Source organism: Acinetobacter sp. V91_7, from assembly GCF_031799075.1.
Lineage (GTDB): Bacteria > Pseudomonadota > Gammaproteobacteria > Pseudomonadales > Moraxellaceae > Acinetobacter > Acinetobacter calcoaceticus.
Genome location: NZ_JAVQNT010000018.1, coordinates 347,218 through 360,211 on the forward strand (window position 1 = coordinate 347,218; position 12,994 = coordinate 360,211).

At 40.7% G+C, this 12,994-nt stretch carries 13 protein-coding genes; 7 read left to right on the forward strand and 6 right to left on the reverse strand.

Annotation, left to right across the window (positions count from 1 at the left end; translation table 11 throughout):
- Nucleotides 1–5 precede the first annotated feature (5 nt).
- The gene (gene tpiA / locus RMB03_RS02260; RefSeq protein WP_003654580.1) at nucleotides 6–800 is read right to left on the reverse strand and encodes a triose-phosphate isomerase; all 795 of its coding nucleotides are present in this window, start codon (nucleotides 798–800) and stop codon (nucleotides 6–8) included.
- Nucleotides 801–1,091: 291 nt separating this feature from the next.
- Between tpiA and pilB the strand changes: the two genes are divergently transcribed.
- From pilB to coaE, 4 genes are read left to right on the forward strand one after another with little or no spacing between them, the layout of a single operon-like run.
- Nucleotides 1,092–2,804, forward strand: coding sequence for a type IV-A pilus assembly ATPase PilB (gene pilB, locus RMB03_RS02265; protein WP_311073527.1), 1,713 nt, complete (start codon nucleotides 1,092–1,094; stop codon nucleotides 2,802–2,804).
- A 26-nt stretch (nucleotides 2,805–2,830) separates the two neighbouring features.
- Nucleotides 2,831–4,057: a type II secretion system F family protein gene (locus RMB03_RS02270; RefSeq protein WP_311073530.1), complete on the forward strand. Its 1,227-nt coding sequence runs from the start codon at nucleotides 2,831–2,833 to the stop codon at nucleotides 4,055–4,057.
- On the forward strand, nucleotides 4,057–4,917 hold the full coding sequence (locus RMB03_RS02275; protein ID WP_311073532.1) for an A24 family peptidase: 861 nt from the start codon (nucleotides 4,057–4,059) through the stop codon (nucleotides 4,915–4,917). The genes RMB03_RS02270 and RMB03_RS02275 overlap by 1 nt, the downstream gene beginning before the upstream one ends.
- A 1-nt stretch (nucleotide 4,918) precedes the next feature.
- On the forward strand, nucleotides 4,919–5,515 hold the full coding sequence (gene coaE / locus RMB03_RS02280) for a dephospho-CoA kinase (RefSeq protein ID WP_151743578.1): 597 nt from the start codon (nucleotides 4,919–4,921) through the stop codon (nucleotides 5,513–5,515).
- On the opposite strand, the gene RMB03_RS02285 is transcribed toward coaE, so the two are convergent.
- The 4 genes from RMB03_RS02285 to RMB03_RS02300 form a co-directional block, all read right to left on the reverse strand.
- Complete coding sequence (locus tag RMB03_RS02285) at nucleotides 5,512–6,426, reverse strand: DMT family transporter (protein ID WP_311073535.1); 915 nt, start codon at nucleotides 6,424–6,426, stop codon at nucleotides 5,512–5,514. The genes coaE and RMB03_RS02285 overlap by 4 nt on opposite strands.
- A 35-nt stretch (nucleotides 6,427–6,461) precedes the next feature.
- Nucleotides 6,462–7,211, reverse strand: a complete 750-nt coding sequence (rlmB, locus tag RMB03_RS02290; protein WP_005037200.1) for a 23S rRNA (guanosine(2251)-2'-O)-methyltransferase RlmB — start codon at nucleotides 7,209–7,211, stop codon at nucleotides 6,462–6,464.
- Between the two features lie 102 nt (nucleotides 7,212–7,313).
- Entirely contained in the window at nucleotides 7,314–7,640 is a 327-nt protein-coding gene (locus RMB03_RS02295) for a pyrimidine/purine nucleoside phosphorylase (RefSeq protein ID WP_003654567.1), read from the reverse strand.
- Nucleotides 7,641–7,716: 76 nt separating this feature from the next.
- Nucleotides 7,717–9,027 carry a tetratricopeptide repeat protein gene (locus tag RMB03_RS02300; protein ID WP_311073537.1) on the reverse strand — a complete coding sequence of 437 codons (1,311 nt, stop codon included), beginning with the start codon at nucleotides 9,025–9,027 and terminating at the stop codon, nucleotides 7,717–7,719.
- 114 nt (nucleotides 9,028–9,141) lie between these two features.
- Between RMB03_RS02300 and recN the strand changes: the two genes are divergently transcribed.
- From recN to ruvX, 3 genes are all read left to right on the forward strand, one after another.
- On the forward strand, nucleotides 9,142–10,809 hold the full coding sequence (gene recN, locus RMB03_RS02305; protein ID WP_045436815.1) for a DNA repair protein RecN: 1,668 nt from the start codon (nucleotides 9,142–9,144) through the stop codon (nucleotides 10,807–10,809).
- Between the two features lie 125 nt (nucleotides 10,810–10,934).
- Entirely contained in the window at nucleotides 10,935–11,489 is a 555-nt protein-coding gene (locus RMB03_RS02310) for a YqgE/AlgH family protein (RefSeq protein WP_311073541.1), read from the forward strand.
- Entirely contained in the window at nucleotides 11,489–11,929 is a 441-nt protein-coding gene (ruvX, locus tag RMB03_RS02315) for a Holliday junction resolvase RuvX (RefSeq protein WP_311073543.1), read from the forward strand. The genes RMB03_RS02310 and ruvX overlap by 1 nt, the downstream gene beginning before the upstream one ends.
- A gap of 40 nt (nucleotides 11,930–11,969) precedes the next feature.
- On the opposite strand, the gene RMB03_RS02320 is transcribed toward ruvX, so the two are convergent.
- Entirely contained in the window at nucleotides 11,970–12,971 is a 1,002-nt protein-coding gene (locus RMB03_RS02320) for an HlyD family secretion protein (RefSeq protein ID WP_127493314.1), read from the reverse strand.
- Nucleotides 12,972–12,994 lie beyond the last annotated feature (23 nt).

Here is a 12,994-nt window from a genome sequence, read left to right on the forward strand (position 1 = left end):
CCTCGTTATTTACTTTGTGCAAAGGCTTCTACGATTTGATAAAAAGATGCTGCATTTAACGAAGCACCTCCAACCAACGCGCCATTAATATCTGGACATGCTGCCAACTCGACTGCATTTTCAGCTTTTACACTACCGCCATATAAAATCGCAATGTCTGGACCCGCAGAAGTAATCTGACTTAAACCTTCACGGATTTTAGCATGCATTGCCTGTGCATCTTGTGGTGAAGCAGTTTTACCTGTACCAATTGCCCAGATTGGCTCATAAGCAATTACAATTTGCTTTTGCCATTGCTCTGCAGTAACTACAGGAGCTATATCACAGATTTGTTGCAATACAACCTGCTCTGCCAAATCTTGTTCACGCTGTTCGAGACTTTCACCAACACAATAAATAACAGTTAAGCCTGCATTTAAAGAATTTTGGAGTTTTGCCTTCAAAATTTCAACGTTATCACCTAATAAATCACGGCGTTCAGAGTGACCCACCAATACAAAATTAATTTGGCTATCTTTTAATAATTCCGCACTGACTTCACCAGTATAGGCGCCTGTACCTGCTACACGCGATACATCTTGTGCAACTGTATATACTGTTCTTGCAGCATCTTGCAATTGTGTTTGTACCATTGCAAGTGCAATAGAAACTGGAGCAACCCCGACATGGCAGCTTTCATCTGCAATTTGGTTTTGTTGCAATAGTTGTTTAAATTCTTCTATAAGTTGTTTGGCATTGGCACGCATTGGGTTCATTTTCCAGTTGCCAACTACCCAAGGCGTAATCGTCGAACCCGACATACGGCTCACCTTTCATCAAAAATGCAGCACATTCTACACGCATTTCTACAAATTTCAGATACTTTTCTTTAACGGGATTGCTCATATCTTTTCTACTATTTGAAAACAGTAATAAAACTTTATTAAGACTAAAGCTCCACCTTTTAAAAATTAATGAATAAAAACTTCGACTGGTTCAAGCTTTAATATATGGATCAAGACGAGAGCATCATTTTCTCAGGTAGTAATTTTAGATAACAAAAGTATAATTTTTTATATACCAATTATAAACATATGAGCACAGGTAGGCAGATGTCAGTCATACATACATCTCCAAAATTTTCGGGGTTTTTTCGACGATTAGTCGAAGAAAAACATGTGTCGGCAGCGACCATGCAAGCAGTATTAGATGCAGCAAAAAAAGCTAAACAGGATACTGTTGCGTACCTGATTGAAGAGGTTAATCTCTCCCCTTCTTTATTAGCTGAAACAATTTCTATTGAATTTGCTGAACCATATTTTGATCTGGACGTTTACGATACCAGCCAGATTCCTAAAGATTTGGTCGACCAGAAACTGATTTTAAAACATCGGATCTTGCCTCTCGTACAAAGAGGACAGATTTTATATGTTGCAACCAGTAATCCCAGCAATGTTGATGCTATTGATGCTATTCGCTTCAACAGCAAGCTTATGGTTGAGCCGATTATTGTCGAGCACCATAAACTCGAGAAAATTCTGGCGCAGCAATTTACTGAAGAAAGTAGTTTCGAGTTTAGTGATGAAGAGTTTGATCTTGATGTAGATCTTGATACCTCAACCGCTCCAGAAGAGGATGATGACACTCCTCAGGGCGACGAAGCACCTATTGTTAAATATGTTAACAAGTTATTAATAGATGCGATTCGTATGGGAGCTTCAGACTTGCATTTCGAACCCTATGAGAAATCGTATCGGGTCCGTTATCGGGTCGATGGCGTTTTACGTCAGATTGCAAATCCGCCTTTGCAACTGGCTAATCGTTTGGCTTCACGCTTGAAAGTTATGTCTCAAATGGACATTTCCGAAAAGCGTGTTCCTCAAGATGGTCGTATCAAACTCAAGCTATCGAAATCTAAAGCAATTGATTTTCGTGTGAACTCTCTTCCGACCTTATTTGGTGAAAAACTAGTTCTACGTATTCTCGATCCATCGAGTGCCATGCTGGGAATTGATGCTCTAGGATATGAAGAAGAGCAAAAAGCACTCTTTATGGAAGCATTAGATAAGCCACAAGGTATGCTTTTAATTACTGGTCCTACAGGTTCTGGTAAAACAGTATCCTTATATACGGGCCTCAACATTTTAAACACTGAAAGTTCCAATATTTCTACTGCCGAAGATCCAGTCGAAATTAACCTTGAAGGTATTAATCAGGTTAACGTGAACCCTAAGGTAGGTCTTAGTTTTTCGGCCGCGCTTAAATCATTTTTACGTCAGGATCCTGACATTATTATGGTCGGTGAGATTCGTGATTTAGAAACAGCTGAAATCGCGATTAAGGCGGCTCAGACGGGTCACATGGTAATGTCCACACTACATACCAACAGTGCCCCTGAAACACTGACTCGTCTACGCAACATGGGAGTTCCATCTTTCAATATTGCGACATCAGTCAATCTGGTCATTGCTCAACGTTTGGCACGTCGATTATGCCCTCAATGTAAGGTGCCTAGTGACATTCCTAAACAAAGCCTATTAGAAATGGGTTTTACCGAACAAGATCTAACACATCCCGATTTTCAAGTTTTTCAACCGATCGGTTGCCCTGAATGTCGTGAGGGTTACAAAGGTCGAGTTGGTATTTATGAGGTAATGAAAGTCACACCTGAGATTTCCAAGATTATTATGGAAGATGGCAATGCTTTAGAAATCGCTGCTGCTTCTGAAAAGTTGGGGTTTAGTAATCTGCGTCGCTCAGGTTTAAAGAAAGTCATGCAAGGTGTTACTTCTTTACAAGAAGTCAACCGCGTGACCAGTGAATAAAGACAATTTAAAATAAGGATAATGTCATGACTGTCAAAAAGGCACAATTGATGCCGACTTTTGCTTATGAAGGGGTTGACCGTAAGGGCGTAAAAATTAAGGGAGAACTTCCGGCTAAAAATATGGCTTTAGCCAAAGTCACCCTACGCAAACAAGGGATAACTGTCCGTAATATTCGGGAAAAACGTAAAAATATTCTTGAAGGTTTATTCAAGAAAAAAGTATCAACACTTGATATCACGATTTTTACCCGACAACTTGCAACCATGATGAAAGCTGGTGTGCCACTGGTACAAGGCTTTGAAATTGTGGCGGAAGGTTTAGAAAATCCAGCGATGCGCGAGGTGGTACTCGGTATTAAAGGCGAAGTTGAAGGTGGTAGTACTTTTGCATCAGCTTTAAGAAAGTATCCTCAGTACTTCGACAAACTATTTTGTTCTCTTGTAGAGTCTGGCGAACAATCTGGTGCGCTTGAAACCATGCTGGATCGTGTGGCAATTTACAAAGAAAAAAGTGAATTGCTCAAGCAGAAAATCAAGAAAGCCATGAAATACCCGGCAACGGTTATTGTAGTTGCTGTGGTTGTTACCATTATTTTGATGGTTAAAGTAGTTCCTGTCTTCCAAGACCTATTTTCTTCCTTTGGCGCAGATTTGCCTGCGTTTACACAAATGGTCGTAAATATGTCGAAATGGATGCAGGAATACTGGTTCATTATGATTATTGTGATTGGTGCAATTATTGCTGCTTCTATGGAAGCTAAAAAGCGCAGTAAAAAATTCCGTGATGGTTTAGACAAACTCACGCTTAAGTTACCTATCTTTGGTGATCTTGTTTACAAGGCGATTATTGCCCGCTACAGCCGTACTTTAGCAACCACTTTTGCAGCAGGTGTTCCGCTCATTGATGCGCTTGAATCAACAGCAGGTGCAACCAATAATGTTATTTATGAACAAGCTGTAATGAAAATTCGTGAAGATGTTGCAACAGGTCAACAACTCCAATTTGCGATGCGCGTTTCAAATCGTTTTCCATCTATGGCTATACAAATGGTCGCAATTGGTGAAGAATCTGGTGCACTAGACAGCATGCTCGACAAAGTTGCCACCTACTATGAAAATGAAGTTGATAATGCCGTTGATGGCTTAACTTCAATGATGGAACCTTTAATTATGGCAATTTTAGGGGTACTCGTAGGCGGTCTAGTGATTGCTATGTATCTTCCAATTTTCCAAATGGGTTCAGTCGTGTAATGCAAGAAATTATTGCTTATTTTATTCAAAACTTAACTGCACTTTATATTGCAGTTGCACTATTGAGCCTGTGTATTGGTAGCTTTTTGAATGTGGTGATTTATCGCACCCCCAAAATGATGGAACAAGATTGGCAGCAAGAATGTCAAATGTTACTCGATCCTGAACAACCAATCATTGATCATGAAAAACTGACATTAAGTAAGCCTGCTTCATCATGCCCCCAATGTCACCAGCCCATTCGCTGGTATCAAAATACTCCTGTCATAAGTTGGTTGGTTTTAAAAGGTAAATGTGGGCATTGTGAGCATGCAATTAGCATGCGCTACCCAGCCATCGAACTATTAACAATGGCATGTTCACTGGTTGTGGTCATGGTGTTTGGCCCAACCATACAAATGCTTTTTGGACTAGTCCTGACTTGGGTTTTAATTGCTTTAACATTTATAGACTTTGACACTCAGCTGCTACCCGACCGTTTTACCTTACCTTTGGCCGCACTGGGTTTAGGTATTAATACCTTTAGCATCTACACCACACCCACCTCAGCCATTTGGGGTTACTTAATTGGTTTTTTATGCCTGTGGATTGTGTATTACCTATTTAAAGTAATTACTGGCAAAGAAGGCATGGGCTACGGCGACTTTAAGTTGCTTGCGGCATTAGGTGCATGGATGGGGCCATTGATGCTGCCATTAATTGTGCTATTGTCATCTTTACTAGGTGCAATTATTGGCATCATTTTACTAAAATTACGCAATGACAATCAGCCCTTTGCCTTTGGGCCGTATATTGCCATTGCAGGCTGGGTTGCCTTTTTATGGGGTGACCAGATTATGAAAATCTATTTGGGAGGTTAAGATGGCTTTTATTCTGGGAGTCACAGGTGGAATTGGCAGTGGAAAATCTGCTGCAACACAATGGTTTGAATCCCAAGGAATACAAGTCGTCGATGCCGACATCGTTGCTCGCGAAGTGGTTGAGAAAGGCCAACCTGCCCTTCAAAAAATTCAACAAACTTTTGGAGACTGGGTACTTCAAGCAGACGGAAGTTTAGATCGCCGTGCCCTACGCGAGTATATTTTTCAAAATCCACAAGCACGTCAAACTCTTGAACAAATCACTCATCCTGCAATCCGCCAATCTATTATTCAACAACTACAAAATCCGCGTAGCACTTATGTGATTTTAGTTTCGCCATTGCTCTTTGAAACCAACCAGCATGAATTGGTTAATCACACGTTATTAGTTGATGCGAGTGAACAAACTCAAATTCAGCGTGCAAGTCAACGCGATGGGCAAAATCAAGAACAAATCCAGAAAATTATTGCGGCGCAAATGCCACGTGAGCGAAAACGCGAACTTGCCAATGACATTGTGTTTAATGACGGATTACTCGAACATTTACATCAACAATTAGAGCCTTTACATCAAAGTTATTTGAAACGTACAGACTAATCTGGCTCATTTTGCTGTTTAATTTTTTGTGCCAAGCTATCTGGTCGGAACCATCGCCAAGGTTGTAAAGCACCGATTCCCATTCCGACCAAGCCCACAACAATCGATGGGCTTAACGCCTCCCCTAACAGAGGTACGGCCAATATAGCTGCAATAAAAGGCGCCAAAGTGACAATGCTTCCAGTTTTAAAAGCACCTAAACGCTGAATCGCTGCCACATAAGTCAAAGTTGCAATAATAACGACAAATACACCATGGAAAATGCCTTGTATGGCTAAATGAACAGGACTGATTTCCATGAAATGCTTAGGCAAAAATAAAACATAGATGGGCAAATAAATAATTGCAGACCAAATCGCAACACTTGCCATTGAGTGCCATGCAGACAGTTTCCACTGTTTAAGTAACACAGTGAAAATACCCCACCAAATCGCACTAATAAAAAGGAGTAGATCACCTATTCCAAAAGCAGAAGCATTACCTTGCAGCATCAAAACACTCATGAGACCTAAAGCAGCGATCATTATTGCCAGACTAGCCCATGTATGTTTATCAAATGGTTGCCTAAATAAAATATAGGCTGCGAACGCAGTACAAATTGGGATACAGCCATTTAAGAAAATTGCAGCATGAGCGGCGGGAGCATAGAGAAATGCGGTGTAGACGTTAAGACAATAAATGACCCCACCAATCAAGGCCAAAATAACCGCATGCTTACTCCATAAAAAAGCGAGATCTTTTTTATAGATCAAAATAGGCATTAAAATTAGGAAGGCTATAGCGAAGCGCAGTGCGGCAATATCCCAAGCACTGATGTGCCACTGTGCATTTAAACGGGCAAAAAGCGTAAACCCGCCCCAAATGCACATGGTCACCAATACAAAGAAATAACCTTGCTTACGGGGAGACATATCAAGATGACTTAAAAACTAGAAAGGCAGCTAAATTATACCTCAGAACGCTGGCGGCAAGCCTCATAAAGAGCCATACCAGTCGCTACACTGACATTTAGACTTTGTAGATTTCCAGACATAGGAATATAAACTTTATGATCACACTGTGCCTGTGTAATAGGACGCAAACCGGTATCTTCAGCTCCCATCACAATCACGACTGGGCCAGAAAAATCGCATTTTTGAAGTGGCAACGCACTTTCATCAAGCATGGTGCCAATCACACGCACATGAGTTGTTTCTTTAAGATGAGCCAATGTACGAGCTAAATTTGTGACTTGAATGAATTTAACTTTCTCGGCTCCACCCGCTGCAACTTTACGAGCAGTTGGCGTTAAACTTGCCGCACGATCACGAGGCACGATGACTGCTTGCACACCCATCGCAGCGGCAGTACGAATACAAGCCCCTAAGTTATGTGGGTCTGTTACCTGATCTAATGCCAACAACAAGGCATCTGGAGTTTCACTTAAGATTTGATCAAGATCTTGCTCATTTAAGACAGGATGCGGACGCACTGCTGCAACTACGCCTTGATGAAATGGTAGACCTGCAAGTTTTTCAAGACTATCGCGGCTTGCTTTTTGTACACTAATTCCAAAAGGCTCTGCCAATTGCAAAATCTTTTGCAAACGCTGATCATCCCGTCCTTTTAAAGTAAACAGGGTTAGCACACGCTCCGGCTCAAGTTCTAGCAATGACTCCACTGAATGAACGCCATAATAATATTCCTGTTTTGCCATGCATGACCTCTAACAACGTTTGAGCAAAAAAATAAAAATCCTGCAAAGCCAACTTCACAGGATTTCTTTGGGCATAGTGTACCCGATTTGAACAGGAATTTCTTAGCCTTCTAAATGGCACACGTAATCGAGGACTTCATCAGTTTCGATTTTAAAAACACTATTTCCAGGCACGTAAAATGATTGGCCTGCACGGAACAATTCACTTTCATTACTGTCCGCAATTGTTACGCGACATTCACCTGAAATAATTTCCATACGCTCAGGGACATGCGTTTCAAAAGTTAAGGCTTGCTCAGTCGGCAAAATAACACCTAGTGTTTTTTTCGTTCCATCTTCAAATTGCACGGTATGGCTGATACATGCTCCACCAAAATAAACGTTTGATTTTTTGATGACCGTTACATGATCAAATTGGTTTGTACTCATGCACATTCTCCAGATAATGCCATATTTATATAAATTATGATGAATGTAGTTTAATTGTGCCTAAATAACTAATCAATCAGTTTTCATACGGATAGACTTGTAATTTCCACTGCTCGGCCTGAATTTTTTTGGCAAAAGCATGAGGTAAATTAATCTCAATATTTCGACTATTCGACACAATTGCATCGTATCTGCAAACTTCGACCTGATTTTCATCTAGGAGTACCCAACACACTCTTTGTGCAGTTGGATGGGCAACTGCTGTAGCAACTACCGGTGAACCGTCATTCATTCCTACATGAAAATTTTCACTGTCATTTTGCATTAACACCAGATCATACGCTGGAAAATCGATAGCATCTGAATCGAATTGCTGGCTATCGTGTATAAGCACACTCTGTTTTAAAGTCGGCCAAATACAATAACGCAAATAATGCTGATCCATCACCCGATTATCCAGATAACGTCCGGTGGCAACATAATCTCTGATATGTGCTTCAATATTATGAAAAATCCCCGTACATCCGCCCCACATTCCAGCCAGAATTAGTTCAGTATGAGAATAGTTGTCTCGCATTAAATGAAACCATTTATCACTCTTGAGCCACGCATCTACAGCCGCCTTTTCACGGTATGACACAATCGAGTCGGCATCACGTATAAGAAAACGCTTAATTGTTGGATCATCCATCACAAAAAAACGCCAGAACAGCCCTGATAGTTGTTTTTGAGAGTCCGTTACTTGTACCACTTGCGCACCTTTCTCTTTTAAGCGCTGTTGCACAAGCACTGGAACGGTATCATCGACATAAAATCGGCACGTCCATTCTGGATAAATTTGTTTGGCTAACTCAGTATTTAAAATAGAGGTTTCACAATAACGCGGGTTTGCCCCAAACAATGAAAAGGCAATAATATTTTCTTGAGGGTTTGAACTAAACTCTGGGGGCGCATGACTCGGAATAGGCAAAACAGGTTCGTTCTTAGCCAATTCTTTTTTAGTTGTAATGGCCAAGCGTCCAAATTTTATTGTTTCTTCTTTTTTATTTAAATGATGACAAACTTCTGTTAATCCATCATATAAATTTGTATTTACGTTAGATCCACTTGCCTGAATCGCTTGCAAATAGTGTTGATAGGCATCGTTATAACGGCGTAAGCGTAGCTCAGTATATGCCAAATCGGATAATGCTCCTGGATGCTTAGGAACTAAATTAACAGCTTGTTTAACATGTTGATACGCTTTGGCATAATCTCCTTGTGCGGCAGCCTGTTTAAATGCATTAAAATGTTGATTTAAAATTTTATTCATTTCCGCAGGATTGTTTTTTTTATGACGGTTAATCATCCCTATCGGTGGTTTCGGTAAGCTTAATGTTTTTTTCATTGTAAATATCCGCAATCTTGCTGTTCTATAATTTCAGTTAGAATAATAGATCACTTGTAGCAAATTCAAAACTTCTCTATCTTTAACCCATAATTTGGCGCGTTGGATGCGTTTATGCTCACACATTTAACTTTAATTAATTTTGCATTAGCTGATCATTTAGCTATTGATATAGAACAAGGATTTAATGTTCTAACAGGCGAAACAGGTGCTGGAAAATCATTATTACTGGATGCACTTTCTGCCTGTCTAGGGGAACGTACCGATACGAATTATGTCCGTTATGGTTCAGACAAAGCGGATATCACCGCTGTTTTTACCTATCAAAATAATAGCCCTGAAGAAAAATGGCTACAAGAACACGAGCTAGATGATGATTCTGGGGAAATTCATTTACGTCGCGTTATTTTTGCAACTGGACGTAGTAAAGCATGGGTCAATGGCCGCCCTAGCAGTTTATCTGAACTCAAAGAATTGGGCCGTTTGCTCGTTCAACTCTATAGTCAACACAGCCAGCAGCAGCTTCTTGAACCGCCTTATCCAAAGCATTGGCTAGATCGTTATAACAATTTTTATGTTGAAGCGAATGATGTACGTGAAGCCTATAGTATGTGGCAACGCACGATTCGTTTACACCAAGCTGCCTTAGATGCACAAGCAACACGTTTGCAGCGTATTGGTACTTTAGAGCATCAAATTGAAGAACTTGAAGAGGTTGTCCAAACCGATTACAAAGAAATTGAACAAGAATTTGATCGTCTTAGCCATCATGAACATATCATGCAAGACTGTAGCTACAGCTTAAATGTTTTAGATGAAGCTGAGCAGAATATTACTCAAGAAATGTCTTCGATTATTCGCCGTCTAGAATCTCATGCCGGGCGTAGTGATCAACTTTCTGAGATTTATAATTCTTTACTGAATGCTCAAAGTGAAATAGATGATGCAACGGCGAACTTGCGTCAATTTATTGATCGTCAGAGCTTTGATCCAGAGCGAATGGAAGAGCTCAACTCTAAACTTGAGGTTTTTCATCGTCTGGCACGCAAATACCGGACTCAACCGGAAACACTTAAAGAAGAATATGAAGCTTGGCAACGTGAGCTTGAGCAACTACATCAACTTGAAGACCCAGAAACACTGGCAGAGCAAGTTGAAAAGTCGCATGAGGAGTTTTTAGAAAAAGCTCAGCATTTAGACAATATTCGTCGTGAAGCTGCCGCTCCGCTTGCTAAACAATTAACTGAACAAGTGAAACCTTTAGCGTTACCAGAAGCACACTTCGAGTTTAAGTTTGAACCATTAGAACAACCAGGTGCAGAGGGTTTAAGCTTTATTCAACTTTTATTTACTGCTAATAAAGGTATTCCTCCACAACCACTGGCACGAGTGGCATCTGGTGGTGAACTTTCTCGTATTGCACTCGTGATGCAAGTCATGAATGCTGAGAAAACCGAATCCGAAGTTTTGGTGTTTGATGAAATTGATGTCGGGATTAGTGGCGGCACCGCAGAAGTTGTGGGACGTTTACTTGCCGACTTAGCGCAACATGTCCAGCTTTTATGTATTACTCACCAAGCACAAGTTGCTGCACAATCTGATCAGCATTTATTAGTGAAAAAACAACAAACTGACCCAGCCAGCAGTACAATTATAGAACTTGATGAAAATCAAATCATTTTTGAATTAGCTCGCATGTCAGGTGGTGTTGAAATTAATGAAACAACCTTGCAGCACGCAAAACAATTACGCCAACTTAAATTTCAGGCTTCTTCAAATTAATAAAGAAAATGAGAGAAAAAGATTGGCGAAATCCGATTAACTCTTGTATGTTGATAAAAAGAACCTATATAGATAAAAGGGTCGAGAGGCCCTCTAGTGACATTTTTTGAGGGAGAACCGCTTAGGTGACCAAACAATACCTGACTCACCGTTGTCTGATTGCCCCGCCAGAAATGGCAGATGACTTTTTCGCAAACACTGTAATTTATCTTGCTCGTCATGATGAAGAAGGTGCTCAAGGCATTATTATTAATCGTCCTTCTGGTATTCAAATTAAAGAATTACTCAATGATCTCGACATTGAAGCTGACAATGTAAATCCACATGCGGTTTTACAAGGTGGTCCTTTACGTCCTGAAGCTGGATTTGTTCTCCATACTGGGCAACCAACATGGCATTCATCTATTGCTGTAGGTGAAAATGTTTGTATTACCACCAGTAAAGATATTCTCGATGCGATTGCTCATAACGAAGGTGTAGGTCGATACCAAATTGCATTGGGCTATGCGAGCTGGAGCAAAAATCAGTTAGAAGACGAAATTACGCGTGGTGACTGGCTCATTTGTGATGCTGATATGGATCTGATTTTTAACCTGCCTTATGACGATCGTTGGGATGCAGCTTATAAAAAAATTGGTGTAGATCGTACGTGGCTAGCATCTGAAATCGGACACGCTTAATGACCGTAACACAATCAAAATCGATTATGGCTTTTGACTTTGGCACTCAAAAAATGGGAATGGCGATTGGCCAGTCTTCGATTGAAAGTGCCAACCCTCTCCCTCTATTTGTCATGAAAGATGGTATCCCGAACTGGGATCAACTCTTAAAAATCGTGAAAGAATGGCAACCTGATTTATTTTTGGTTGGCCTTCCCCTAAATATGGACGATAGCGAGTCAGAACTCTCTACACGTGCCCGCAAATTTGCGAGACGTTTATGTCATCAAACCAACATAGAAACGTTAATGGTAGATGAGCGTTTAACGACACGTGAAGCGAGAGAAGAGTTAGGTTTTTACCAAGAACAAGGTCGAGCAAAAAAGCTATCAGCAGATAGTTTTGCAGCTGCACTACTCATTCAGAGTTGGTATCGAAATCCAGTCGGTTTAACACCCTAAGATTTAAAAAAAGAAGGAAGGCTAAAGCCTCCCTTCTTTTTTACTTCTCAACAATATGTACGGTAGCAGTTCGTCCAGAGACAAAAGCAAGCTGATTCTTCGGTGTTTCATCTAACACGATCTTCACAGGTACACGCTGCGCTAAACGAACCCAGCTAAAGGTTGGGTTTACATTGGCAAGAAGCTTAGAGCTACTTGAACGCTCACGATCTTCAATTCCCGATGCAATACCTTGTACATGGCCTTTAATTTTTTGGTTATCACCCATTAACTGTACAGTGGCCTGATCACCGACATGAATACGATTTAATTTAGTCTCTTCAAAATAACCCACAACATAAAGTTGTTTACGGTCAAGTAATGCAGCAACCGCTTGGCCTACTTGAACATAGTTTCCTGGGCTCATATCAAAGTTAGATAAAGTACCATCCGCTGGTGCAACCACCGCGGCACGATGCATATTAAGCTCAGCCAAATGTAAACTGCTCGTTGCTGCCTCAATCAAAGCCTGCTGTTGCTTAACAGTTGCTTCTGCTTGCTCAATTGCTGCTTGTAGTTGCTCATGCTCTGCATGGGATTGATCACGTGTTGCAAAAACCTGATCTTGTTCTTGTTTTGAAATCGCCCCATCCATTAAGTTTGAATAGCGGCTCGCATTTTTTTCAGCTAAACGAATATTGGTATCTGATTTAATCAGATTTGCTTTTGCTTGAGCTAAGCCTGCTTGTGATTGAGCAAATGCTGCTTTCGCTTTTGCTAAATCAGATTTTGCTTGCTCTACATCTAAAGCTCGACGAGACACATCAATTTTAAAGAGTACCTGCCCCTTTTTCACACTCTGGTTATCTTGAACCAAAACTTCTGTGACAAGACCCGCTACATCCGAAGATACTTGGATGACATCACCACGAACTCGACCATCTCGTGTCCACGGCGCTGCATTGTAGTAGTTCCACAAATGCACAATGGTATAGACCGCAACCATTAATGCGACAATCAAAATTACTGGACGGATGACTTTTTTCAAATCCACCTGATTCATTTCACTCACCTAACTCAATCTTT